Here is a 24,601-nt window from a genome sequence, read left to right as displayed (position 1 = left end):
AGGTAACACTCAATGAAAAAGCTCCTCCTCTCCGCAGCCACCCTCGCCGTCATGGCGACCGGCGCGCTGGCCCAGGACGTTGTCCGTCTGGGCACCGAGGGCGCCTACCCTCCGTACAACTACATCAACGAGTCGAACGAGCTGGTCGGCTTCGAGATCGATCTGGGCAACGCTCTGTGCGAGCGCGCCGGCCTGACCTGTGAATGGGTCCAGAACGACTGGGATTCGATCATCCCGAACCTCGTGGGCGGCAACTACGACGCCATCATGGCCGGCATGAACGCGACCCCGGCCCGTGCCGAAGTCATCATGTTCTCGCAGCCCTACAAGCTGCCGGACCCCTCGGCCTACATGGCGCTGGCCGGCACCGAGGGTTCGGTGATGGAAGAGGGCGTGATCGCCGCGCAGTCGAACACCATGCAGGCCGCGATGGTCTCGGACACCTCGGCCACGCTGATCGAGTTCCCGACCGCCGATGAAACCATCGCCGCCGTGCGCAACGGCACCGCCGACGCCGTGCTGGCCGACCGCGACTTCCTGCGCACCTATGTCGACGAATCGAACGGCGAGCTGGAATTCTTGGCCACCGTGCCCTCGCCGGGTGCCGGCGTGTCGATCGGCCTGCGCCAGTCGGACAGCGAACTGCAGGCGACCTTCGATGCGGCGATCACCGCGATGAAGGAAGACGGCTCGCTGAACGCGCTGCTGGTCGAATGGTTCGGCGACGAGATCCCGCTGTTCGAGTGATCCGCTCCGATCCCTGAAAACGGCCCCTCCGCCCCGATCGCGCGGCGGGGGGACCCTGCCCCTCCGGTATCCCGATGTTCTCCTTCTGCACGGACCCCTCGACACTGCCCGACTGGCAGTGGATGGCCTGCTACCTGACCACCGCCTCGCATTTCGCGCTCTATCGCTCGGTGCTGGTGGTGCTTCTGCTGCTGGCTCTTGCCGCCCCTCTCGCCCTCGGCATGGGGTTCCTCGGCGCGCTGGCCGTGCGCTCGGCCAACCGCGTGCTCAAGGGCATCGGCACGGTCTATGTCTCGATGGTCCGAGGCGTACCGGACATCATCTTCTTCCTCTTCGTGCCCTTCGCCATCGATCAGGGCGTCGAATATGCCCGACACCGTGTGCTGTGCCCCGATTGGGACCAGCCGGTGCGTCAGGGCAATGATTTCATCGTCTGCCCGGCGGCGAAGATGCCGCTGGCCTCGGACCCGGCCTGGATGCATGACGTCTGGGGCTTCACGCTGGCGCTGATCGCCTTTGCCGTCGTCTTCGGCGCCTTTGCCGCCAACACGCTGAACGGCGCGATGAATGCCGTGCCGAAGGCACAGCTGGAAACGGCCGAGGCCTATGGCATGTCCCAGCGCCAGACCTTCCGCCGCATCCTGATGCCGCAAATGTGGGTCTATGCCCTGCCCGGCCTGTCGAACCTGTGGATGATCCTGACCAAGGCAACGCCGCTCCTGTTCCTGCTGGGCATTCAGGACGTGGTGTTCTGGGCACGCGAGCTGGGCGGCCAGAAGACCGGGCATTACGCCTATACCCACCCCGATTGGCGGGTCTGGTACTTCCTCGGCGTGCTGGCTTTCTACCTGACCCTGACCTGGGGCAGCCAGAAGTTCTTCGACCGGCTGATGCTTCGGCTCAACCGCGGGCAGGCCACCGCCGGCGGTGAAGCCCTCAGAAAGGCCGCGGCATGAGCGTCGATTTAGCCACCTGCTATGAGAGCTTCAGCGGCCTGATCCTACGCTCGCTCGGGCGGGATCTCGGCGACCGGGTCCTGCCCCGCGGGCTGGAGATCAACGTCTGCGATCAGGTGTTCCTGATTGCCTCGGGCCTCGTGTGGAACGTCTATTTCGCAGCGCTCGCGCTGTTCTTCGGCTTCTTCCTCGCCACCGCCGTGGCCTTGGGCAAGGCGAGCCCTTCGAAATGGCTGCGCAAGCCGGCCGAGTGGTTCACCTTCCTGTTCCGCGGCTCGCCTTTGTTCGTGCAGTTCTTCTTCGTCTACGAGGCCTTGGTCCTGCTGCCCCGCGCCGGGATCGAGATCGGCCCGATCACGCTGGAGACGCAATGGATGACCCGCGCCTGGGCGGGCGCGCTGTTCGTCCTGTTCCTCAATACCTCGGCCTATTCCGCCGAGATCTTCTACGGCGCACTGAAGTCGATCCCCAAGGGCGACATCGAGGCCGCCGATGCCTATGGCCTGACCGGCTGGAGCAAGTTCCGCCGCGTCGTCTGGCCGACCATGCTGCGCCTCGCCTGGCCCAGCTACACCAACGAGGCGATCTTCCTGCTGCACGCCACGACCCTGGTGTTCTTCTCGGCCTTCCCGGCCTGGCAGCAGATGGGCGACGCGCTCTACTATGCGAACTACTTCGCCTCGCAGACCTTCAACCCGTTCATCGCCTATCCGCTGGTCGGCTTCTACTTCATCCTGCTGACCCTTCTGGTGATCGGCCTGTTCGGGCTGGTCAACCGGCGGCTCAACCGGCACCTGCCGCGCAAGGCGCGGGCGAAGTTCCGGTTCAAACCCCAGTACATACGATAAGATATCAGGTGACCTATGCGTGATTGGCTTCGCCATCACCCCGACGTGCGGACCATCCGAGTGGCCGCGGCAGATCTCAACGGACAAGCCCGCGGCAAGCGCGTTCCCGTCCGCTTCGCCGACAAGATCGTCGACGAGGGGACGCGCTTCCCCTTCTCGGTGATGAACCTCGACATCTGGGGCGAAGACATCGAAGACAGCCCGCTGGTCTTCGACTCGGGCGATGCCGACGGCGTGCTCAAGCCGACCGAGCGCGGCTTCCTGCCGATGCCTTGGCTGGAGGCACCGACGGCCCTGCTGCCGATCTGGATGTTCCACGAAGACGGCACGCCCTTCGGTGGCGATCCCCGCCACGCGCTGGCCCGCGTGATCGAGAAGTTCCACGCCAAGGGCCTGTATCCCGTCTGCGCGACCGAGCTGGAATTCTACCTGATCGACGACAGCGGCCGTGAGCTGCGCGTGCCCCCCTCTCCCCGGTCCGGCAAACGGCGTCCGGGCGCCGATACGCTGGCCCTGCGCGCGCTCGACGCCTTCGACCGTTTCTTCACCGATCTCTACGATTGCTGCGAGGCGATGGACATCGATGCGGACACGGCCATCTCAGAAGCGGGCTGGGGCCAGTTCGAGGTCAACCTGCTGCATTCCAACGACGTGCTGAAGATCGCCGACGATACCTGGCTGTTCAAGATGCTGGTGCGCGGCCTTGCCCGCAAACACGGCTTCGCCGCCAGCTTCATGGCCAAACCCTACGAGGACTGGCCGGGCAACGGCATGCACATGCATTTTTCGGTCACCGACAAGGACGGCGTGAACCAGTTCGACGACGGCACGCGAGAGGGCTCGACCCTGCTCAAGAACGCCGTCGCCGGCTGCCTTCAGGCCATGTCCGGCACCACCCTGCTGCTGGCGCCGCATTGGAACAGCTACGACCGTTTCGCCCCCGGCGCCCACGCGCCGACCGGCATCGCCTGGGCCTACGAGAACCGGACCGCCGCCGTGCGCATCCCCTCGGGCAGCGTCAAGGCACGGCGGATCGAACATCGCGTGGCGGGCGGCGACATCAACCCCTACCTGATGATGGCGGGGGTCCTCGGCGCAGCGCTGATCGGGATAGAGGACGGGCTGACCCCGCCCGCACCGATTACCGGCAATGCCTACGAACTCGACCTTCCGCAGATGCCGACAACGTGGCAGGATGCCATCGACATGTTCGAGCGCAGCCCCGAGATGGCGCGCATCTTCGCTCCGCAGTTGATGGAGAACCTCGTGCGGACCAAGCGCCAGGAACTTCGCTACATGGCCGAGATGACGCCGCAGGAAATGCTCGAACTCTATCTCGACACCGTTTGAGGCGACCATGAAGATCGGCATTCTGCAAACCGGCGACGCCCCGCAAGGGCTGGACGCGCACGGGACCTATCCCGACATGTTCGAGCAGCTGCTCGCCGGGCAAGGCTTCACCTTCGCCCGCTGGCGCGTGAACGGAATGGACTTCCCGGCCTCGGTCACCGACTGCGACGGCTGGCTGATCACCGGCTCGCGCCATGGTGTCTACGAGGATCACCCCTTCATCGCGCCACTGGAGCAGTTCATCCGCGACGCCATCGCGCAGGACATCCCCGTGGCGGGCATCTGCTTCGGCCACCAGATCATGGCGCAGGCCCTCGGCGGCACGGTCGAGAAATTCGACGGCGGCTGGTCCGTGGGCCCCACCGATTACGATTTCGGCGGCGAGACGGTGACGTTGAACGCCTGGCATCAGGACCAGGTCACGCAGCTGCCGCCGGGCGCACGCATCACGGCCTCGACGCCGTTTTGCCAATACGCGGGTCTGGCCTACGGCAAGACCGGCTATTCCGTTCAGCCGCATCCGGAATTCGGCGATGCCTTCGTCGGCGACCTGATCGATGCGCGCGGGCGCGGGGTGGTGCCCGACCCGCTCCTTGACGCGGCGCGGGCCCGTCTGGGCGCGGGACCCGACAGCGCCGTCATCGCCCGCCAACTCACCGACTTTTTCAAGGCCGCCCACGCCGAGCGAACGCAAAGCGCGTAACGGACGCGGCCGTCAGACGACAGCATACAGGGTTTTCCCATGAGCAACTGGCAATCCAAGATCCCCGAGGCCGCCCGCGATTATCTGGCCGGCCGCCGGCTGGACGAGATCGAATGCATCCTGCCCGACATCGCGGGCGTGGCGCGTGGCAAGGCGATGCCGGCCTTCAAGTTCGACAAGCAGACGCATTTCTACCTGCCGACCTCGATCTTCCTGCAGACCATCACCGGCGAATGGGCCAGCGCTCCGGCGGGCGAGGACGAGTACAAGGAACCGGACATGACGCTGGTGCCGGATTTCTCGACCGCCACCGCCGCGCCCTGGACCGCCGACATCACGCTGCAGATCATTCACGACGCGATAACGCAAACGGGCACGCCGGTCCCGACCTCGCCGCGCAACGTGCTGAAACGCGTCCTCGACCTCTACGCGGCCGAGGGCTGGAAACCCGTCGTCGCGCCGGAGATGGAGTTCTACTTCGTCGAGCGCAACACCGATCCCAACATGCCGATCACCCCGCCGATGGGACGCTCGGGCCGCAAGGCGGCGGCGAAACAGGCCTATTCGATGTCGGCGGTCGACGAATACGGCAAAGTCATCGACGACATCTACGATTATGCCGAGGCCATGGGGCTGGAGATCGACGGCATCCTGCAGGAAGGCGGCGCCGGTCAGGTCGAGATTAACCTCGCGCATGGCAACCCGGTCGATCTGGCGGACCACATCTTCTACTTCAAGCGGATGATCCGCGAGGCCGCGCTGCGCCACGATTGCTTCGCCACCTTCATGGCCAAGCCCATCGAAGGCGAACCCGGCTCGGCCATGCATATCCACCACTCGGTCGTGGATCTGAAGACCGGCAAGAACATCTTCTCGGCCGATGACGGCTCGGAAACGCCGGCCTTCCAGCATTTCATTGCCGGCATGCAGAACCACCTGCCCGCCGCCGTCGCGCTGCTCGCGCCCTATGTGAACAGCTATCGCCGCTACGTCCCGGACTTTGCCGCGCCGATTAACCTCGAATGGGGTCGCGACAACCGCACGACGGGTCTGCGCGTGCCGATTTCCGGCCCCGAGGCACGGCGGGTCGAGAACCGCCTCGCCGGGATGGATTGCAACCCCTACCTCGGGATCGCGGCCTCTCTGGCCTGCGGGTTCCTCGGGTTGAAGGAGAAGCTGGACCCGCGGCCGGAATGCCGGATCAACGCCTATATGGGCGAAGACGAGCTGCCGCTGACCCTGGGCGACGCCATCGACCTGCTGGTCGAGGATACCGCGATGACCGAGGTTCTGGGGCCGGATTTCGTCGCGCTCTATGCCTCGGTGAAGCGGGACGAGTACAAGGAGTTCCAGCAGGTCATCTCGCCTTGGGAGCGGGAGCATCTGCTGCTGAACGTCTAAAACTGGGGGCTTCGCGCCCCCAGACCCCCGCGGAGTATTTCCGACAAGGTGAGAGGGCGCGGGCCCGCCTCTGAGAAGGGGCGTATTTGGGGCAGAATGAAGCAGGCGCGCGGTTTTGCTTGGCAGGCGGGCGCGGCGCAGGGTAAGCGGATTTCATGGAATTGCGCGTGACGGATCTGGCTTGTGCCCGAGGCGGGCTGCCGCTTGTCGAGGGGCTCAGCTTCGCCGTCACCAGCGGCGAGGCGCTGGTGTTGCGCGGGCCGAACGGGTCGGGAAAGACGACCTTGCTGCGGACGCTGGCCGGGTTGCAGCCCGCGCTGAAGGGCGAGATTTCCTGCCCGCCCGAGCAGATGGCCTATGCTGCCCATGCCGACGGGCTGAAGTCGACGCTCACCGTGACCGAGAACCTGACATTCTGGGCGGCGATCCATGGCGTGCGGGATATCGAGCCTGCGCTGGAGGCGATGAACCTGCGCGATCTGGCGCATCGGCAGGCACAGCACCTCTCCGCCGGGCAGAAGCGGCGGCTGGGGCTGGCGCGGCTGATGGTCACCGGGCGTTGGCTTTGGGTGCTGGACGAGCCGACCGTGTCGCTGGATGCGGACTCGGTCGCGCTGTTTGCTGAGGTGGTACGCGGGCATCTGGCCGGGGGCGGTGCCGCGCTGCTGGCCACGCATATCGACCTCGGCCTGCCCGAAGCGCGGGTCTTGGACCTCACGCCCTACAAGGCCGAGCTTTTGCCCGATCTTGGTTTCGATGAGGCCTTCCTGTGATTGCGCTTCTGGTGAGGGATCTGCGGCTGGCCTTTCGCGCAGGCGGGGGCTTCGGCTTGGGTCTCGGGTTCTTCCTGATCCTTGCCGTGCTGGTGCCGCTGGGTGTGGGGCCGGACCCGCAGGTGCTGGGCGTGATCGCGCCGGGGATCCTGTGGGTCGGGGCGCTGCTGGCCTGCCTTCTGTCGCTGGACCGGATCTTCGCCTTGGACCACGAGGACGGCTCATTGGAGCTGCTGGCGACCTCGCCTATCCCGCTCGAGGGCGTCGTCGCGGTGAAGGCCTTCGCGCATTGGATCACCACGGGCCTGCCCTTGGCCCTCGCGGCGCCAGTGTTGGCGATCCTGCTGAACCTCGCCGGTCCCGGCTACCTGACGCTGATCGCCTCGCTCCTGCTGGGCACGCCCGCGCTCAGCATGATCGGCGCTTTCGGCGCCGCCCTCACCGTGGGGCTGAAACGCGGCGGCCTGCTGATGTCGCTCCTCGTCCTACCGCTCTATGTGCCAACGCTCGTCTTCGGCGCCCAAGCGGTGACGCGAGCGGCGCAGGGCCTTGACGGCTCCACCCCGCTTCTGCTGCTCGCCGGCATCACCGCCGGCTCGGTCGCCCTGCTGCCCTTCGCGGCGGCCTTCGCACTCAGGATCAACCTGCGCTAACCTGCCTCAGGGCATTCACGGCTCCGTGGGTTGAGACGGCCCCCGGCACAGATTAGGAACCCTGCATGGCATCGTTCTGGGAATATGCGAATCCGGTCAAGTTCATGCGGCTCTCGGGCTGGCTGATGCCGCTCAGTGCTGTGCTGGCCGCTGTGCTGATCGTCACCGGGTTGCTCTGGGGCTTCTTCGGCACGCCGGACGATTACCGCCAAGGCTCGACCGTCAAGATCATCTTCCTGCATGTCCCCGCCGCGCTGATGGCGATCAATGCCTGGGCGATGATGCTGGTGGCCTCGCTGATCTGGCTGATCCGCCGCCACCATGTCAGCGCGCTGGCCGCCAAGGCCGCCGCGCCCATCGGCGCCACGATGACGCTGATCGCGCTGATCACCGGGGCGATCTGGGGCCAGCCGATGTGGGGCACCTGGTGGGCCTGGGATCCGCGCCTGACCTCGTTCCTGATCCTGTTCCTGTTCTACCTCGGGTACATTGCCCTGTGGTCGGCGATCGAGGACCCGGATACCGCCGCGGACCTGACCTCGGTTCTTTGCCTCGTGGGCTCGGTCTTCGCGGTGCTGTCGCGCTATGCCGCTTTGTTCTGGAACCAGGGACTGCATCAGGGGGCATCTTTGTCCGTGGCCCCCGGCACGCGGATGGACTGGAGCTACAAGGCACCGCTCTACCTGTGCATGATCGGTTTCGGACTTATGTTCCTCGCACTGGTGCTGGCCGGCACGCGGACCGAGATCCGCGCGCGCCGGGCCCGTGCCCTCCTGACGCGTGAAAGGGTGCGTGCCTGATGCCGGATCTTGGAAACTACGCCACCGAAGTTACGCTGGCCTATGCCGTCTCATTGGGCCTGATCGGCCTGCTCCTTCTGGGCACCGTCGTCCGCTCGCGCCGCGTGAAGCGGGAGCTGGCGGCGCTGGAAGCCCGCCAGACGTCTTGAGGATCCCATGAAGATCAACCCGCTCCTGATCCTGCCGCCCGTCCTGCTGGCCGGTTTCGTCGCTTTCGTCGCCGTCGGCAACTTCCGCGAGGATCGCGACGACCTGCCCTCGGCCCGCGCCGGGCATGCCGCGCCGAATGTGGAGCTGGCGCAGCTGGAAGACCTGCCGCTGTTCACCGACGACATGCTGCGCTCGGGCGAGGTCACGCTGGTGAACTTCTGGGCCTCGTGGTGCCCGCCCTGCCGGGCCGAGGCCCCGGTGGTCGAGGCGCTGGCGCATGAGGGGATCACCGTCCTCGGCGTCAACTATCGTGACGAGCCCGACCGGGCGATGGACTTCCTCGACGAGTTGGGCAATCCCTACGCCGCCATCGGTGCCGACCCCCGCGCGCGGATGGGGCTTGATTGGGGCGTCGTCGGCCTGCCCGAGACCTTCGTCATCGACGGCGAGGGCAATATCCTGATGCGTCACGCCGGACCTATCACCGAGGAGATCGTCGAGACCCGCCTGCGCCCGGCAATGGAACGCGCCCGGAGCGGCAGCTGATCATGGACAGCCCCTCGGATGCCGTGTTGACGACAGAGGGGCTGACGGGCCACGGTCAGGGCAAGGTCCTTGCCTTGGCCTGCGGCGCGCTGGCACACGAGATCCTCGCCATCAAGGCCGCGAATGGCTGGGACCATCTGGACCTGCACTGCCTGCCCGCGAACCTGCACCTCTGGCCGGACCGCATCCCCGACGCGGTCGAGGCGGCCGTCACCAAGTTCCGCGCCAAGTATGACGACATCTTCGTCGTCTACGCCGATTGCGGCACCGGCGGCCTGTTGCAGACCCGTTGCGAGACGCTGGGCGTGCAGATGGTCGAGGGCCCGCACTGCTATTCCTTCTTCGCCGGCAACGCCGATTTCGCCGCCCGCGCCGAGGATGAGATCACGGCCTTCTACCTGACCGATTTCCTCGTCCGGCAATTCGAGGCCTTCGTGTGGAAGCCCATGGGCTTTGACCGCCACCCAGAGCTGATCCCGATGATGTTCGGCAATTACGAGACGCTGATCTACCTCGCACAGCTGGACGATCCCGCGCTGGACCTTCGGGCGCAGGACTGGGCCAAGCGTCTCGGACTTGCCTATGAGAGGCGCGTGACCGGCTACGGGGACCTCGTTCCCGCCCTCGCCGGGGCTGCGGGGCGCACGGGCGCGTGATCGGGGCGTGATTGTCGGGCCTGCGCAGTTGTTTCGCCCGGCGCTGCACCATAATCTTTACAAAACCCGGCTACATGCGCGCAGATGACCCCGCCTGATCTCGAATCCACCGCCCCCGATCCCGAAAGCCACCAGCGTCAGTCGCTGGTCGACCGCTATCGGCTGCAAACCTGGTTCCTGGGCATCATCGCCTTCTCGATGATCCTGTTCCTGTTGTTTCAGGCGCGGTTCATCCTGATCTCGCTGGTGATCGCCATCATCCTCTTCGCGATGACGGCGGATGCGATCAACGCCTTCTCCAAGCTGCGAATCGGCTCGTGGAAGATCACCAACTGGCTGGCCTCGATGGGCGCCTTCACGATGATCGCCGTCCTGCTACTGACCCTCTCGGCGCTGGTGATCAGTCAGGTCAACGCGGTGGTCTCGACCACCATGGGCTACACCGACCAAGCCATCGCCGCCATCGCGCGGCTGGCGGCATGGATCTCGCCCGAGGCCGAGCAGATGGTGGAGACCTCGATCCGCTCGATCGAAGTCTCCGGCTATCTCTCGACGCTGGCGGGACAGGCCTCGAACCTGTTGTCGGCGACGACGCTGGTGATCCTGTTCGTGGGCTTCCTGTTCGCCGAGCGGCTGTGGTTCAACACCAAGCTGGAGAACCTGCTGCATGACAAGGCCAAGGCGCGTCGCGTGGGCCGGATCATGCATTCCATCGTCCGGCGGGTGAACCATTACCTGCTGGTGAAGACCGGTGTCTCGGCCGCCACGGCCGTCGCCGTCTATGTGCTGATGGAGGGGTTCCGCCTCGATTTCGCGGGCCCGATGGCGATCCTGACCTTCGTGTTGAACTACATCCCCTCGGTCGGCTCGATCATCGCGACGATCCTTCTGGGCCTTGTCGCGCTGATTCAGGTGCCCGAGCCTGCGACCGCGCTTCTGGTCTTCGTCATCGCCGGGATGATCCAGTTCGTGCTGGGCTCGGTCATCGACCCGATGCTGATGGGCAAGGCGCTGCGGGTGTCGAGCTTCGGAATCATCATCTCGCTGGCCTTCTGGGGCGCGGTCTGGGGCATCCCGGGCATGTTCCTGGCCGTGCCGATCATGGTGGCGATCATGATCGTCTGCTCGCATATCCCCGCAGCCCGCCCCGTAGCCGTGCTGCTGTCGCGCGAGGGCCTGCCGGAGATCGAGGAAGCGAGCCACGTCGCTGACGAGCCCGAGCCCGTGCGCCAAGCGGCCGAGTGAGGCGCTTCTGGCCCGTCTTGCTGGTGCTGGCTGGGCTGCTGGCCTACGTCAACTGGCCCGGCGAGCGCCCGCCTGAGCGCGAGTATCTCCTCTGCCCGGGACAGGGGTTGACGGATGACGGCCGCCCCTGCCCTGACGACTGAGATCTCCCCCGAGCGGGTGCCGTAATGCTGCCGGGTTTCGACGCCAGACTGGCAACGTAGTCACGGAGCGTCCCATGTTCGAGTTCCTCTCCCGCGCCCGCGAGCGGCGGCGCCTTGAGATCGTTGCCCCCAACCCGCGAGGCCTCTCGCCCCTGCGCCCAGCCAAGCGCCGGTCCGGCAGGCGCGCCCTGATGTTCCTGCTGCTGGCTTTGGGAATTGGAAGTGGGGCGCTGATCGTAACACTGGCCCGTAGCGAAAGACTGGAAATGGCCCAAGCCGCTGGCGGTGGCTTCCATGCCTGCGGCAATGGCCGATGGGTGCAGGACATGGATCGGTGTCTGTGATCCGTTAACCATATTTTCAGGCGCGTCATGCGGTGATGAGGGATGTCCCAGTATCGCCGCCTCCGGCTTCCCGGTTCGAGTATCTTCTTCACGGTCTCCCTCGCCCAGCGGGGATCAGCGTTGCTGGTCGACGAGATCGAGCGCCTGCGCCTCGCCGTCGCGCAGACCAAACGCGAACGCCCCTTCACCATCGACGCGATGGTGGTCTTGCCGGATCACCTGCATTGCGTCTGGACGCTGCCCCCCGGTGACAGCGATTACGCCACCCGCTGGGGCGCGGTGAAATCGCGGTTCACTCGACTGCTGCGCGACGCCTGTAGGGTGGGATTTCATCCCACCGTGGCGCGATCAGAGGGACGGCCGGTGGGGTGGAACCCCACCCTACCCAAGACGCGCTCGATGCTGCGCAAGGGAGATGCCGGGATCTGGCAGCGGCGGTTCTGGGAGCACCATGTCCGTTCTACGGCAGAATACCATGACCTCATCGCGCACTGCTGGATGGACCCGGTGCGGCACGGACTGGCGCGCGCGCCGCAGGACTGGCCGCATTCCTCGATCCATCGCGACTTGCGCAACGGGACCCTGAGCGAACCGCCAAAGGTGGGGTGGAACCCCACCCTACAAAGCAAAAGGGCGGGGTCTCCCCCGCCCTCCTCGACCCACGAAACGGGTCTCAATCGTCCATCTTCAGCGCCGCGATGAAGGCGGATTGCGGGATCTCGACCTTGCCGAACTGCCGCATCTTCTTCTTGCCGGCCTTCTGCTTCTCCAGCAGTTTCTTCTTCCGCGTCGCGTCGCCGCCGTAGCACTTCGCGGTCACGTCCTTGCGCATCGCCGACAGCGTCTCACGCGCGATCACCCGGCCGCCAATCGCCGCCTGGATCGGGATCTTGAACATGTGCCGCGGGATCAGGTCCTTGAGCTTCTCGCACATGGCGCGGCCCCGGCTCTCGGCCCGGTCGCGGTGCACCATCATCGACAGCGCATCCACCGGCTCGTCGTTCACCAAGATCGACATCTTCACGAGGGTATCCTCGCGATATTCGCTGATCTGGTAATCGAACGAGGCATAGCCCTTCGTCACCGATTTCAGGCGGTCGTAGAAGTCGAACACTACCTCGGCCAGCGGCAGGTCATAGACCACCATCGCGCGGTTGCCGGCATAGGTCAGGTCCAGCTGGATGCCGCGACGGTCCTGACACAGCTTCAGCACGTCGCCCAGATACTCGTCCGGCACCATGATCGTCGCCTTGATGCGCGGCTCTTCGATATGGTCGACATAGGTCAGGTCGGGCATGTCGGCCGGGTTGTGCAGATCGCGCACCTCACCGTCCTTCATGTGGAGCTTGAACACCACCGACGGCGCCGTGGTGATCAGGTCGAGGTCATACTCGCGCTCCAGACGGTCGCGGATCACCTCGAGATGCAGAAGCCCCAGGAAGCCGCAACGGAAGCCGAAGCCCAAAGCGGCCGAGGTCTCCATCTCCGAGCTGAACGAGGCGTCGTTCAGCTGCAGCTTCTCGATCGCGTCGCGCAGGTCGTCGAAATCATTGGCATCGACCGGGAAGAGGCCGCAGAACACCACCGGCTGGGCGGGTTTGAAGCCCGGCAGCGGCTTGTCCGTGCCCTTTTTCTCGGTGGTGATCGTATCACCGACACGAGTGTCGCGCACCTGCTTGATCGAGCCGGTCCAGATGCCGATCTCGCCCGGGCCCAGTTCCGGAATATCGACCATCTGCGGCTTCAGCACGGCCAGCTTGTCGACACCATAGACAGCGCCCGTCTGCATCATCTTGATCCGGTCGCCCTTGCGGATGACACCGTCCATGACGCGGATCATGACGACGACGCCGAGATAGCTGTCATACCAGCTGTCAACCAGCATCGCCTTCAGCGGCGCATCGCGGTCGCCCTTGGGCGCGGGCAGGCGGGTCACGATGGCTTCCAGCACGTCCGGAATGCCCATGCCCGACTTGGCCGAGATCGGGATCGCGTCCGAGGCATCAAGCCCGATCACGTCCTCGATATTCTCCTTCACCCGCTCGGGATCGGCGGCGGGGAGGTCGATCTTGTTGAGGACCGGCACGATCTCGTGGCCGGCATCAATCGCCTGATAGACGTTGGCCAGCGTCTGCGCCTCGACGCCCTGCGAGGCGTCGACGACCAGCAGCGAGCCCTCGACGGCGCGCATCGAACGACTGACTTCATAGGCGAAGTCAACGTGTCCCGGCGTGTCGATCAGGTTCAGGATGTAGGTCTTGCCATCCTTGGCCGGATACTCGATGCGCACCGAGTTTGCCTTGATGGTGATGCCGCGCTCGCGCTCGATGTCCATCGCATCCAGCAGCTGGGCCTTCATGTCGCGTTCGGCCACGGTGCCTGTCATCTGGATCAGACGATCAGCCAGCGTGGATTTGCCGTGGTCGATATGCGCCACGATGGAGAAATTGCGGATTCTGTCGAGCTCGGTCATGGCGGGCATATGAGCAGGTTTCGGCCAGCCGTCAATGGTCCCGTTGGGGCCGAACGCGCCGCCTGGCAAAGGTTTGAGCGCCTCAGAGCTGCGCGTCGAGCGTCCTGTGGTACAACGCGGCATAGGCCGTCTGCTCGGCCTGATCGGAGTCGCGGTATTCCGCCTTGGCCAGCCAGTCGGGATTGACCGTCAGCCCCCAACCCGGCGCACCTGTCACTGCCAGATGGCCATCCCGCACCCGGAACGGATCGCCGAGGAACAGCTCGCGCTGCCACGGGTAGTAATCCTCGCCCTCGATGGAGAATTCGAGGTACTTTCCGGCATTCGGCAGCGCCCGCAGCAGATGCATCGTCGCCATCGTCACCAACCCGAGGTTCGCGGCATGGGGCGTCACCGGCAGTCCGGCCAGCGCCGCCATTTCGGCCACTTGCAGGGTCTTCGTCAGCCCGCCCAGATACATCACGTCAGGCTGCACCACATCGACCACGCGGTCGCGGATAATCCGGGCGAAAATGCCCGTGTCCACGTCCTGCTCGCCGCCCGTCACATCGACCTCCAGCGCATCGGCCACGGCCTTCGTGGCGTCCAGATCCCACCACGGCACCGGCTCCTCGTAATGGCCGACACCGTTGTCTTGCAGGATATGCCCCACCTCGATGGCGCGGGCGACGGTGAAGCCGGAATTCGCATCGACCAGCGTCTCGATCCCCGGTAGGGCGCGGGTCACGGCAGGGATGATCGCCTCGGTCCGACCGGGCCATTGATCGCGCCCCTCGCCCATCTCGGCGCCGATGCGGAACTTGGCGGCGGTGAAGCCCTGCTCGCCGCAGATCCGCTTCAGCCGCTCGGCCTCTTCCTCGGGCGTGAGATCCCGGCGCATGGAGCTGGCATAGGCCCGAACCGGCCCCGCCGTTCCACCGATCAGCGCGGCGACCGGCAGGCCAGAGCGTTGCCCCTCCATGTCCCACAGCGCCGTATCCAACCCGGCCAAGGCGCGGTTGCGGTAGCTGCCGGGGAATTTGTGCTCGGCTCGCTCGATGCGTGAGACAAGCGCGGGAATGTCCGTCACGTCCTGGCCCAGCGCCCAAGGCACGATCTGCCGGTGGAAGACCTGCGCGGTGATATCGGCGTTGTAGGTCGAGGTCTGGCCCCACCCGACCACGCCATCCTCGGCCGTCGCCTTCACGAAGCAGACGAATTCATTGTGGAAGGTTTCCAGCCGCTTGAGCCGCATGTCGCGCCCTTTCCTCGATCCTGTCGCCCGACAATAGCGCCCGGCCCGCCGCTGTCACCTGCCCGAAACGGAAAAAGGAGGGCCAAGCCCCCCCTTCCCCATTCCTTGGCGATCAGGCGCGGATCACGCCATGGCGCGCAGCTTGGCCAGAACCTCGGCCAGACGTGCGGCCTCGTCGGATTTCTCGGCGAGATTGGCGCGCGCCTCTTCGACCACCTCTTCCGAGGCATTGGCCACGAAGCGCGGGTTGTCGAGCCGGCCCTTCAGCCCGCCGATCTCTTTCTGCAGCTTCTCCAGCGACTTGCCCAGACGGTCGGCCTCGGCCGAGATGTCGATCACCCCTTCCAGCGGCAGCGCATAGGTCGCGCCCTCGACGGCGACGGTCAACGACGCCTTCGGGATCTCGGCGCCGACATGCAGCCCATCGAGACGCGCCAGACGCTCGATCAGCACCTCGTTGCGGGCGTAAGCGGCCTTCGCATTGTCGTCCTGATCCACCACCAGCATCGGCAGCTTCATCCCCGCCGGCACGCGCATCTGCGTGCGCGAGGAACGGACCTGCTCGATGAGCCCGATCACCCAAGACATCTCACGATCCGCCTCGGCATCGGCGATCTCGGCACCGTAGCTCGGCCAATCGGCATGCACGCAGAGCTTCTCGCGCGGGCCGGTCAGACCCCAGAGTTCCTCGGTGATGAAGGGCATGATCGGGTGCAGCAGGATGAAGCACTGATCCAGCACCCAGCGCATGGTAGCGCGGGTCTCGGCGGCTTGGTCACCATCGAACAGCGGCTTGGCGAATTCGACATACCAGTCGCAGACCTTGCCCCAGACGAAGGCATAGAGCGCCTGCGCCGCGTCGTTGAAGCGGTAGCTGGCGAAGGCCTCGTTCACCACGGCCAAGGTCCGCGCGGTCTCGCCGATGATCCAGCGGTTCGCGGTGGCGGTGGCCTGCGGGACGCCCGCGACCGGCGCGCCCTCGAAGACGCCGTTCATCTCGGCAAAGCGGGTCGCGTTCCACAGCTTCGTGGTGAAGTTGCGATAGCCGGTGATCCGCTGGGTATCGAGCTTCAACACCCCACCGAGCGAGGCCATGGCCGCGTTGGTGAAGCGCAACGCGTCGGCGCCGAATTCGTCGATGATGTCCAAGGGGTCGATGACGTTGCCCACGGATTTGGACATCTTCTTGCCCTTGGCGTCGCGGACGAGGCCATGCAGGTAGACGGTGTGGAACGGCACTTCACCGACCACCGCCAATTGCATCATCATCATCCGCGCGACCCAGAAGAACAGGATATCCTGCCCGGTGACCAGCACATCGGTCGGGAAATAGCGCGCCAGTTCCGGGGTTTGCTCGGGCCAGCCCAGCGTCCCGATCGGCCAGAGGCCCGAGGAGAACCAGGTGTCGAGCACGTCAGGATCTCGACCAATCTGAACTGTGACAACGCCCTTGGTGTCGTGCACTTCCACTGCGAAGCGCCGAGATTCAGAAGCGGTCAACTCAGCCTCGTCAACAAAGACTGAGTAGTGTTCAGTCGCGAGCTGACGTGCCTCTTCGAACGAGGCTGCACAGAACATAACGCTGTTCCCGTCGGACGCCAGAACGCCCGGGCCGTCTGTACGCATTTTTCCTTTTAGAACGGGCCCGTACCACACCGGGATCTGATGGCCCCACCACAGCTGGCGCGAGATGCACCAGGGCTCGATGTTCTCAAGCCAGTGGTAATAGGTCTTCTCGCCCGATTCCGGCAGGATGCGGGTATAGCCGGCCTCGGGGTCGAAGCTGCCAGTCCGGTCGGCCTCGCAACCCTTGCGGACGGCGTCCAGCGCCGGGCCGACGATCTTCGTCGTGTCCACGAACCATTGCCAGGTCAGGAAAGGCTCGATCACCACTTTCGAGCGGTCGCCGAAGGGCTGCATGATCGGCTTGTCCTCGACCAGCGGCTCGCGGGTCAGGTCCTCGGCCTTGGTCTCGGGGTCGATGGTCTTCTTGAGGTACGTGACCGCCAGCCCCTCGGCATTGATCGCCGCGACCACGGCCTTGCGGGCGTCGTAGCGATCAAGGCCGCGCAGTTCTTCGGGAACGAGGTTGATCTGCGACACGTCGCCCGCCTCACGCTCGCCGCGCGCGATGGCACCGGCGATCTGCGCGCTTTCCTCGTAGGACAGGCCATCCGCGCGCATCCGCGCCTTGGTGTCCATCAGGTTGTAGAGCGGGATCTTGTTGCGCTTGGCGACCGCGTAGTCGTTGAAATCATGCGCGCCGGTGATCTTCACCGCGCCCGAGCCGAAGGTCGGATCGGGGTATTCGTCGGTGATAATCGGGATCAGACGGCGATGTTCCTTCGGGCCCACCGGGATCTCGCAGAGCATGCCGACGATGGGCTTGTAGCGCTCGTCCGAGGGATGCACGGCTACGGCGCCGTCACCGAGCATGGTCTCGGGGCGGGTCGTCGCAATGGAGATGTAGTTGCGGGTCTCGCGCTTGGTGACGTTACCGTCCTCGTCACGCTCCACGTATTCGTAGGTCGCGCCACCGGCCAGCGGGTATTTGAAGTGCCACATATGGCCGGCGACTTCAGTGTTCTCGACCTCGAGATCCGAGATCGCCGTCTCGAAATGCGGGTCCCAGTTCACCAGCCGCTGGCCACGGTAGATGTAGCCCTTGTTGTAGAGATCGACGAAGACCTTGATCACCGCGTCGTGGAAATTGCCTTCCTCACCGGCCGGAGCCCCCGGGGCGCCCGACATGGTGAAGGCATTGCGCGACCAGTCGAGCGAGCAGCCCAGACGTTGCAGCTGGCCGATGATCGTGCCGCCGGATTGCGCCTTCCACTCCCAGATCTTCTGGGTGAAGGCCTCGCGGCCCATCTCACGCCGCGTGGCGTTCGACTTGTCCTTCGCGAGCTCCCGCTCGACCACCATCTGCGTGGCGATACCGGCATGGTCCTGACCGGGCTGCCAGAGCGTGTCGAACCCGCGCATCCGGTGCCAGCGGACGAGGATGTCCTGCAACGTGTTGTTGAAGGCATGGCCCATGTGCAGGCTGCCCGTGACGTTGGGCGGCGGGATCATGATCGAGAAGGTCTCGGCGCGGCTGGCATTGGCGCCGGCCTTGAAGGCCCCGGCCTCGTCCCAGAGCGCGGCGATCCGGGCCTCGGCCTCGGCGGCGTCGAAATTCTTTTCCATCGTCATGGGCGTTCCCTCAAGGCGTTCAGCGGGCTTTGGCGCTGTTTAACGGCGCGGCGGTGAAAGGGAAAGAGCCTGAGGCGTGCGGGCGGTGGGTGCGGGACCGGGGGGCCAGCCCCCCGGAACCCCCCGGGATACTTGGGGAGTAAAGATGGGGCGGGTTGAGTCAAATTGTTCGTAACTGTCGGGAACAGGAAAGGGGCGCGCAGCCCTCGCCGCGCGCCCCTTCTGTTCCGGTGATCCGGGCGGCTTAGTTGCGCGCCTTGTCGACCATCTTGCCTTTGCCGATCCACGGCATCATCTCGCGCAGCTTCTGGCCGACGAGCTCGATCTGATGCTCGTCGTTCGAACGGCGCGAGGCCTTGATGGTCGGCTGGCCGACGCTGTTTTCCAGCATGAAGTCACGGACGAACTTGCCGGTCTGGATGTCGGTCAGCACGGCTTTCATGCGGGCCTTGGTCTCGTCGTAGGGCAGGATGCGCGGGCCCGAGACATACTGGCCGTATTCGGCGGTGTTCGAGATCGAGTAATCCATGTTGGCGATGCCGCCTTCATAGATCAGGTCGACGATCAGCTTCACTTCGTGCAGGCACTCGAAATAGGCCATTTCGGGCTCGTAGCCGGCTTCCACCAGGGTCTCGAAGCCCATGCGGATCAGCTCGACGAGGCCACCGCACAGCACGGCCTGCTCACCGAACAGGTCCGTTTCGCATTCCTGACGGAAGTTGGTCTCGATGATGCCCGAGCGGCCGCCACCGATGGCCGAGCAATACGACAGGCCGATTTCCATCGCCTTGCCGGTTGCGTCCTGATGGACGGCCACGAGGCAGGGCACGCCGCCGCCTTTGGTATATTCGCCACGCACGGTGTGGCCCGGGCCCTTCGGCGCCATCATGATGACGTCGACGCCGGCTTTCGGCTCGATCAGGCCGAAATGCACGTTCAGACCGTGGGCGAAGGCGATCGCGGCGCCTTCACGCAGGTTGTCATGGACGTATTTCTTGTAGGTCTCGGCCTGCAGCTCGTCGGGCATGGTGAACATGATCAGGTCGCACCAGGCGGCGGCCTCGGCAATGCCCATGACCTTCAGGCCTTCGCCTTCGGCTTTCTTGGCCGAGGGCGAGCCGTCGCGCAGCGCGACGACGACGTTCTTGGCGCCCGAATCGCGCAGGTTCAGCGCGTGGGCATGGCCCTGCGAGCCGTAGCCGAGAATGGCGACCTTCATGTCCTTGATCAGGTTGATGTCGCAATCGCGATCGTAATACACGCGCATGGGGCGCTCCTTTCGTGTCTAACTGATGGGCATCATAAGAATTCTGACGGGAAATCCCTTGCAAAAACCCGCAAGAATCGCGATCCGTGACGTAATTCAATTCACGTCCGTACAGCAATGCGAGGGATTCATGCAAGTCGATGACACCGACCGCCGCTTGCTGCGCCAATTGCAGGCGGATCCCGCGCAGCCGGTAGCCGAACTCGCCCGCCGCGCCAACATGACCGAGGCCACCGCCTCGCGCCGCCTCGACCGGCTGCGCACGCGCGGGATCCTCAAGGGCGTCGAGGCAGTGATCGACTGGCGCGCGCTCGGCTGGGAGGTCGAGGTCTCGCTGCGCGTCACCCTCGACAAGACCAACCCGCGCGCCTTCGACGAATTCCTCGCCGCCGCTCGCAACGTGCCCGAGGTGATCCAGATCCAGACCTTCCTCGGCCGGGTGGACGTGCGCCTCAATATCGTCGCCCGCGACATGCGCCATTATCAGGAAATCTACCGCGAGAAGATCCTGACCCTCCCGCATATCGCCGATCTGGAGGCCCTGATGCATGTCTCGGAAATCAAGCGCGGCGAGACCCTCCCCTTATGACCCCCCTTCCGGTGACCGCCGCCCCCTCATCTTTGCTCCGAAAATATCCCGGGGGCAGGCCGCAGGCCGTCGGGGGCAGAGCCCCCGCGTGCGGCGAGGGGCCTCGAAGGCCCCACGCCGCACCTCTCGCCGCACCCCTGCCTGAAGGCCCGAGACGATGATCGACCTCGACGACACCGACCGCGCCCTCCTCCGTGCTCTGGCCGCCGATGCGACGCTCAGCGCCGGCGCTTTGGGTCGCCGTCTCGGCATCAGCCAACCGACTGCCTGGCGGCGGATGAAACGCCTGATCGACGCCGGCGCCATCGCCGGGCGCCGGCTGGTGCTCGACGAGGCCGCACTGGGGTTCGGCGTCACGGTGTTCCTCGGCGTCTCGCTCGCCGCCAAGGGACGCGTCAGCCTCGAGGATTTCGAACGCGCCGTCAGCGCCATCCCCGAGGTGCAGACGGTGCAATATGTCCTCGGCCTCTACGATTACCGCCTGCGGGTTGTGGCGCGGGATCTGTCGGATTTCGAGCGCGTGCTGCGCCGCCGGATCATGACCCTGCCGGGCGTGGGCCAGGTCGATGCCAACGTCCTTCTCAGCGAGGAACGCCGGCCCGGCCCGCTCTAGAACTGCGCCTTAATCGAACCGCTTCACCAGCCGCGCCCGCGCCTCAGGCAGCGGCTTGTGGCCCAGCGCCGGGGCCAGAACCTCGCGCAGGAAATGCCCGGTGGTCACCAGCCCCTTGGCCATCTCGCCCCGGCTCTCGGGTGCCGAAGCGTCGAGCAACAGCCGCGGCAAGGGCAGCAGCCGGTCCGCATACTCCCCCGCCCCTTCGCGCGTCACCGCCCGGCCGGTGCGCGGCGAGACATAGGCCAGCCCCTCGATCTGCCCGGTCACCGCGCATTCGCTGAAATCGAGGCCGTAGCCCGTCTCCTCCAGCAGCAGCCGCTCCCACAGCAGATAGGGACCGAACCACGGATCGCCCTCGGCCAGCCGGTCGAGCAGATGCAGGGTCAGCGCATGCAAGCGGGGATGGGGATCGCGCTCGGGCAGGGCAAAGATCGCCAGCGCACAAAGGGCGTTCAGCGCCGAGAGCCGCTCGGCATCGCCCATGATCGCCGAGGCCCGGGCGCGCAGGGGCTCAACGGTGAAATGGCCGAGATGGTCATCCAGCCGCGCGCGCCAGTTCACCGCCAGCGTATTCCCCGGTTGCAGGATCGGCGCCAGTTTCCGGCCCGTCCCGCCGCGCACCACGCCCTTGTGCAGGCCCTGCGCGGCGGTGAAGACCTCGATGATGGCGCCGTTTTCGCCATGCGGGCGCGCGGCGAGAAGGATCCCGTCGCCCGCCCAATCCATGTCAGAGGGCCCGCCAGCCGATGTCGCGGCGGCAGAAGCCCTCGGGCCAGTCGATGCCGTCGACCATGGCATAGGCGCGGGCATGGGCCTCGGCCAAGGTCGCGCCGCGGGCGGTGACGTTCAGCACCCGCCCGCCGTTCGACAGGATACGGCCGTGATCGTCCTTGGTGCCCGCGTGGAACACCATGTTGAAGCTGTCCTCGGGCAGCGCATCGAGGCCCTTGATCTCGCTGCCCTTGGCATAGGCGCCGGGATAGCCCGCGGCGGCCATGACCACGGTCATCGCATGATCATCGGCCCAGTTGACGCGGGCCTCCGCCAGCCGCCCCTCGGCCACCGCCAGCAGCAGATCCAGCACCTGCGCGCCCAGCCGCATCATCAGCACCTGACATTCCGGATCGCCGAAGCGCGCGTTGTATTCCACCAGCCGCGCCACGCCGTCCTTGATCATCAGACCGGCATAGAGAACGCCCTGATAGGGCGTGCCGCGGCGGGCCATCTCGGCCATGGTCGGACGCACAATGAGGTCCAGCGCCTGCTGCGCGATGGCGTCGGTCAGCACCGGCGCGGGCGAATAGGCACCCATGCCGCCGGTATTGGGGCCGGTGTCGCCGTCGCCCACGCGCTTGTGGTCCTGCGCGGTTCCGATCGGAAGGCAGGTCTCGCCATCGACCAGCACGAAGAACGAGGCTTCCTCGCCCTCCATGAATTCCTCGATCACCACCTCGGCACCCGCCGCGCCGAAGGCCCCGCCGAAGATCTCGTCGAGCCCGTCCAGCGCCTCGGCCAGCGTCATGGCCACGATCACGCCCTTGCCCGCCGCGAGGCCGTCGGCCTTCACCACGATCGGCGCGCCTTGTTCGGTCACATAGGCCTTGGCCGCCGCGAGGTCGTCAAAGCGCGCATAGCCCGCGGTCGGGGCCTTGGCCGCATCGCAGATTTCCTTGGTGAAGGCCTTCGAGGCCTCCAGCCGTGCCGCCTCGGCCGAGGGGCCAAAGCACAGGATGCCAGCCGCGCGCAGGGCGTCGGCAACACCGGCGGCCAAGGGCGCTTCGGGGCCGATCACCACGAAATCGATGGCGTTCTCCTCGCAGAAGGCCACGACCGCCGCGCCGTCCTCGGGGTTCACGCTGGCGCATTCGGCGATGGCGGCGATGCCCGCATTGCCCGGCGCCACGATCAGCTTGTCGCATTTCGGGTTCTGCTTGATCGCCCAGGCCAGCGCATGTTCGCGCCCGCCGCCGCCGAGGATGAGGATGTTCATGCCGCCCGCCCTGAAGTCTGTGTGCAGAAATGTCGGATGACCCGCGGGAACCCCGGGGTTTGGGCGCTTGTAGGGCCCGGCGCCCTATCTCTCAAGCCCTTTGGCGCCCATCAGAGGGCTTCCGCCACCGAGGGTCGGATCGCGCTTTCCCCTGTCCGACCCGCGCGCTAGATTGCCCGACATGGACCTGATCGACGATGACGAGCCGCGCGCAGGCGGCAACAATGCCCATGAATACACCGTCTCGGACCTGTCCGGCGCGGTGAAACGCACGCTGGAGAACGAGTTCGGCCGGGTCCGCGTGCGCGGCGAGGTCGGGCGCGTGGTGCTGGCGCGCACCGGGCATCTGTATTTCGACCTGAAGGACGACCGCTCGGTCATCGCCTCGGTCAGCTGGAAGGGCCAGGTCGCCCGTATGACCGTCCGCCCCGAGGAAGGGATGGAGGTCATCGCCACCGGGCGGCTGACGACCTACGGGCCGCAGTCGAAGTACCAGCTGCAGGTCGACAATGTCGACCCCGCGGGCGCCGGCGCGCTGATGGCGATGCTGGAGGCCCGCCGCAAGAAGCTGGCGGCCGAGGGGCTGTTCGATCAGGGCCGCAAGCGTCCGATCCCCTTCCTGCCCGAAGTCATCGGGGTCATCACCTCGGCTCAGGGCGCGGTGATCCGCGACATCCTGCACCGTCTCGCCGACCGCTTCCCGCGCCGGGTCATCGTCTGGCCGGTCGCAGTGCAGGGCGAGCGTTGCCCGAAAGACGTGGTCCGCGCCATCGAGGGCTTCAACGCGCTGCGCCCCGGCGGACCGGTACCGCGCCCCGACCTGCTGATCGTCGCGCGGGGCGGCGGCTCGATCGAGGATCTCTGGGGTTTCAACGACGAAGCCGTGGTGCGCGCCGCCGCTGCCTCGGAAATCCCGCTGATCTCGGCCGTGGGACACGAGACGGATACGACGCTCATCGACCACGCCGCCGACCTCCGCGCGCCGACCCCCACCGCCGCCGCCGAACACGCGGTCCCGGTCCGCGCGGACCTTCTGGCGCATGTCGCCAATCTCGGCGCCCGGCTGCACCGCGCGGGGACCGGCGCCGCGCAACTGCGCGCACAACGGCTGCGTGACCTCTCCCGCGCCCTGCCCCGCCCGGAAGCGCTGCTGGCAACGCCAGTGCAGCGGCTGGACCGAGTGTCCGACCGTTTCGCAGGCTCGCTCCGAGCCCTCGCACAGCGCAAGACGCTGGAACTGAACCGCGCCAGCGCCGGCCTCAGGCCGGGCGTGCTGCGCGGCAAACTGGAACAACGGGCCGAGCGACTGGAGCGCACCGGGATGCGTCTGACGCCCGCCCTGACCCAGACCATCACCCGCAAGGACGAGCGCCTGCAGGGCCCCCGCTTCCTGCCCCGCGCCACGGCGGCGATGGCACAAAGGCTGACGCGGGCCACGGAACGGCTGGAGGCGTTGGACCGCATGCGCCGCTCGCTGGGCTACCCCGAGACGCTGGCCCGCGGCTTCGCCGTACTGCGTGGTCCGGACGGCGCGCCCCTGACCTCGGCCGAGGCCGCCCGCACCCAGACCCATTTCACCGTCGAGATGCATGACGGCGCGCTGGAAGCGACCCCGATCGGCGCAGCGCCCCGCCCGAAAAAGACAAAGCCGCCCGAGCCGCAGGGCAAGGGCGGCGCCAAGCAAGGGTCGCTGTTCTGAGGGATTTCGCCCTGGGCTGCGCCTGCGGGCGACCAAGAAGGGGGGCTTTGCCCCCCTCGGCCTTCGGCCTCACCCCCCGGAATTTTTGGGGAAGAAAAGGAACACGGCGGGGGGCGCCTTTATTCATTTTTTTTCCATAACTCTGCACTGCCTCGCTCGCACGCCGGTCCTCCTCACAAGGTGCGTGCAGGCCCGGACGCGTCTTTTATGCACATTAAGCCCG

The 24,601-nt window shown here is 66.0% G+C and carries 25 protein-coding genes; 19 read left to right on the top strand and 6 right to left on the bottom strand.

The window, feature by feature from the left end; genetic code table 11:
- The first annotated feature begins 12 nt into the window (after nucleotides 1–12).
- The 16 genes from BCY78_RS22525 to BCY78_RS24965 all read left to right on the top strand — a co-directional run bounded on the left by BCY78_RS22525 (nucleotide 13) and on the right by BCY78_RS24965 (nucleotide 12,017).
- Complete coding sequence (locus BCY78_RS22525) at nucleotides 13–747, top strand: transporter substrate-binding domain-containing protein (RefSeq protein WP_068306330.1); 735 nt, start codon at nucleotides 13–15, stop codon at nucleotides 745–747.
- Between the two features lie 74 nt (nucleotides 748–821).
- On the top strand, nucleotides 822–1,703 hold the full coding sequence (locus BCY78_RS22520; RefSeq protein ID WP_068306327.1) for an ABC transporter permease: 882 nt from the start codon (nucleotides 822–824) through the stop codon (nucleotides 1,701–1,703).
- A complete protein-coding gene (locus BCY78_RS22515) occupies nucleotides 1,700–2,551 on the top strand; it encodes an ABC transporter permease (protein ID WP_068306326.1) in 852 nt (283 codons plus the stop codon). Before BCY78_RS22520 ends, BCY78_RS22515 begins: the two co-directional genes overlap by 4 nt.
- Nucleotides 2,552–2,566: 15 nt before the next feature.
- Nucleotides 2,567–3,901, top strand: coding sequence for a glutamine synthetase family protein (locus BCY78_RS22510; protein WP_068306325.1), 1,335 nt, complete (start codon nucleotides 2,567–2,569; stop codon nucleotides 3,899–3,901).
- A 7-nt stretch (nucleotides 3,902–3,908) separates the two neighbouring features.
- The gene (locus BCY78_RS22505) at nucleotides 3,909–4,604 is read left to right on the top strand and encodes a type 1 glutamine amidotransferase (RefSeq protein ID WP_068306321.1); all 696 of its coding nucleotides are present in this window, start codon (nucleotides 3,909–3,911) and stop codon (nucleotides 4,602–4,604) included.
- A gap of 39 nt (nucleotides 4,605–4,643) precedes the next feature.
- A complete protein-coding gene (locus BCY78_RS22500) occupies nucleotides 4,644–6,005 on the top strand; it encodes a glutamine synthetase family protein (protein WP_068306319.1) in 1,362 nt (453 codons plus the stop codon).
- Nucleotides 6,006–6,160: 155 nt separating this feature from the next.
- Nucleotides 6,161–6,778 carry a heme ABC exporter ATP-binding protein CcmA gene (gene ccmA, locus BCY78_RS22495; protein ID WP_068306317.1) on the top strand — a complete coding sequence of 206 codons (618 nt, stop codon included), beginning with the start codon at nucleotides 6,161–6,163 and terminating at the stop codon, nucleotides 6,776–6,778.
- Complete coding sequence (ccmB, locus tag BCY78_RS22490) at nucleotides 6,775–7,431, top strand: heme exporter protein CcmB (protein WP_068306315.1); 657 nt, start codon at nucleotides 6,775–6,777, stop codon at nucleotides 7,429–7,431. The genes ccmA and ccmB overlap by 4 nt, the downstream gene beginning before the upstream one ends.
- A gap of 65 nt (nucleotides 7,432–7,496) precedes the next feature.
- Nucleotides 7,497–8,231 (top strand): heme ABC transporter permease, encoded by a 735-nt coding sequence (locus BCY78_RS22485; protein ID WP_068306314.1) that lies wholly within the window; start codon nucleotides 7,497–7,499, stop codon nucleotides 8,229–8,231.
- The gene (gene ccmD, locus BCY78_RS22480; RefSeq protein ID WP_369808721.1) at nucleotides 8,231–8,380 is read left to right on the top strand and encodes a heme exporter protein CcmD; all 150 of its coding nucleotides are present in this window, start codon (nucleotides 8,231–8,233) and stop codon (nucleotides 8,378–8,380) included. The genes BCY78_RS22485 and ccmD overlap by 1 nt, the downstream gene beginning before the upstream one ends.
- Before the next feature lie 7 nt (nucleotides 8,381–8,387).
- Complete coding sequence (locus BCY78_RS22475) at nucleotides 8,388–8,927, top strand: DsbE family thiol:disulfide interchange protein (protein WP_068306312.1); 540 nt, start codon at nucleotides 8,388–8,390, stop codon at nucleotides 8,925–8,927.
- A 2-nt stretch (nucleotides 8,928–8,929) separates the two neighbouring features.
- On the top strand, nucleotides 8,930–9,583 hold the full coding sequence (locus BCY78_RS22470) for a DUF1638 domain-containing protein (protein ID WP_068306310.1): 654 nt from the start codon (nucleotides 8,930–8,932) through the stop codon (nucleotides 9,581–9,583).
- 84 nt (nucleotides 9,584–9,667) lie between these two features.
- Complete coding sequence (locus BCY78_RS22465; protein WP_083195248.1) at nucleotides 9,668–10,828, top strand: AI-2E family transporter; 1,161 nt, start codon at nucleotides 9,668–9,670, stop codon at nucleotides 10,826–10,828.
- Nucleotides 10,825–10,971, top strand: coding sequence for a hypothetical protein (locus BCY78_RS25730; protein WP_158515991.1), 147 nt, complete (start codon nucleotides 10,825–10,827; stop codon nucleotides 10,969–10,971). The genes BCY78_RS22465 and BCY78_RS25730 overlap by 4 nt, the downstream gene beginning before the upstream one ends.
- A 74-nt stretch (nucleotides 10,972–11,045) precedes the next feature.
- Nucleotides 11,046–11,315, top strand: coding sequence for a hypothetical protein (locus BCY78_RS22460; protein ID WP_068306309.1), 270 nt, complete (start codon nucleotides 11,046–11,048; stop codon nucleotides 11,313–11,315).
- A 42-nt stretch (nucleotides 11,316–11,357) separates the two neighbouring features.
- Entirely contained in the window at nucleotides 11,358–12,017 is a 660-nt protein-coding gene (locus BCY78_RS24965; protein ID WP_233499474.1) for a transposase, read from the top strand.
- Here BCY78_RS24965 and lepA read toward each other — a convergent pair.
- The 4 genes from lepA to ilvC form a co-directional block, all read right to left on the bottom strand.
- A complete protein-coding gene (gene lepA / locus BCY78_RS22455; RefSeq protein WP_068306350.1) occupies nucleotides 11,989–13,788 on the bottom strand; it encodes a translation elongation factor 4 in 1,800 nt (599 codons plus the stop codon). The two genes, BCY78_RS24965 and lepA, sit on opposite strands and share 29 nt — an antisense overlap.
- Nucleotides 13,789–13,870: 82 nt before the next feature.
- Nucleotides 13,871–15,022, bottom strand: coding sequence for a mandelate racemase/muconate lactonizing enzyme family protein (locus BCY78_RS22450; RefSeq protein ID WP_068306308.1), 1,152 nt, complete (start codon nucleotides 15,020–15,022; stop codon nucleotides 13,871–13,873).
- A gap of 123 nt (nucleotides 15,023–15,145) precedes the next feature.
- Nucleotides 15,146–18,217: a valine--tRNA ligase gene (locus tag BCY78_RS22445; RefSeq protein WP_068306306.1), complete on the bottom strand. Its 3,072-nt coding sequence runs from the start codon at nucleotides 18,215–18,217 to the stop codon at nucleotides 15,146–15,148.
- A gap of 244 nt (nucleotides 18,218–18,461) precedes the next feature.
- Entirely contained in the window at nucleotides 18,462–19,484 is a 1,023-nt protein-coding gene (gene ilvC / locus BCY78_RS22440) for a ketol-acid reductoisomerase (RefSeq protein ID WP_068306305.1), read from the bottom strand.
- Nucleotides 19,485–19,614: 130 nt separating this feature from the next.
- On the opposite strand from ilvC, the gene BCY78_RS22435 reads away from it, so the two are divergent.
- Both BCY78_RS22435 and BCY78_RS22430 read left to right on the top strand, forming a co-directional pair.
- Nucleotides 19,615–20,073 carry an Lrp/AsnC family transcriptional regulator gene (locus BCY78_RS22435; protein WP_068306303.1) on the top strand — a complete coding sequence of 153 codons (459 nt, stop codon included), beginning with the start codon at nucleotides 19,615–19,617 and terminating at the stop codon, nucleotides 20,071–20,073.
- Between the two features lie 157 nt (nucleotides 20,074–20,230).
- Nucleotides 20,231–20,686, top strand: coding sequence for an Lrp/AsnC family transcriptional regulator (locus BCY78_RS22430; RefSeq protein WP_068306302.1), 456 nt, complete (start codon nucleotides 20,231–20,233; stop codon nucleotides 20,684–20,686).
- 9 nt (nucleotides 20,687–20,695) lie between these two features.
- On the opposite strand, the gene recO is transcribed toward BCY78_RS22430, so the two are convergent.
- On the bottom strand, nucleotides 20,696–21,415 hold the full coding sequence (gene recO, locus BCY78_RS22425) for a DNA repair protein RecO (RefSeq protein WP_068306300.1): 720 nt from the start codon (nucleotides 21,413–21,415) through the stop codon (nucleotides 20,696–20,698).
- A 1-nt stretch (nucleotide 21,416) separates the two neighbouring features.
- Nucleotides 21,417–22,679: a phosphoribosylamine--glycine ligase gene (purD, locus tag BCY78_RS22420; protein ID WP_068306299.1), complete on the bottom strand. Its 1,263-nt coding sequence runs from the start codon at nucleotides 22,677–22,679 to the stop codon at nucleotides 21,417–21,419.
- Between the two features lie 181 nt (nucleotides 22,680–22,860).
- Here purD and xseA point away from each other — a divergent pair, with 181 nt between their 5' ends.
- A complete protein-coding gene (gene xseA, locus BCY78_RS22415) occupies nucleotides 22,861–24,378 on the top strand; it encodes an exodeoxyribonuclease VII large subunit (protein WP_068306298.1) in 1,518 nt (505 codons plus the stop codon).
- The last annotated feature ends 223 nt before the right edge of the window (nucleotides 24,379–24,601 follow it).

The sequence above is a fragment of the Pararhodobacter sp. CCB-MM2 genome (assembly GCF_001691415.1).
Taxonomy (GTDB): Bacteria; Pseudomonadota; Alphaproteobacteria; order Rhodobacterales; family Rhodobacteraceae; genus Pararhodobacter.
The sequence above is the reverse complement of the archived record's forward strand: the minus strand, read 5'-3'. Positions and strand labels throughout refer to the sequence as shown.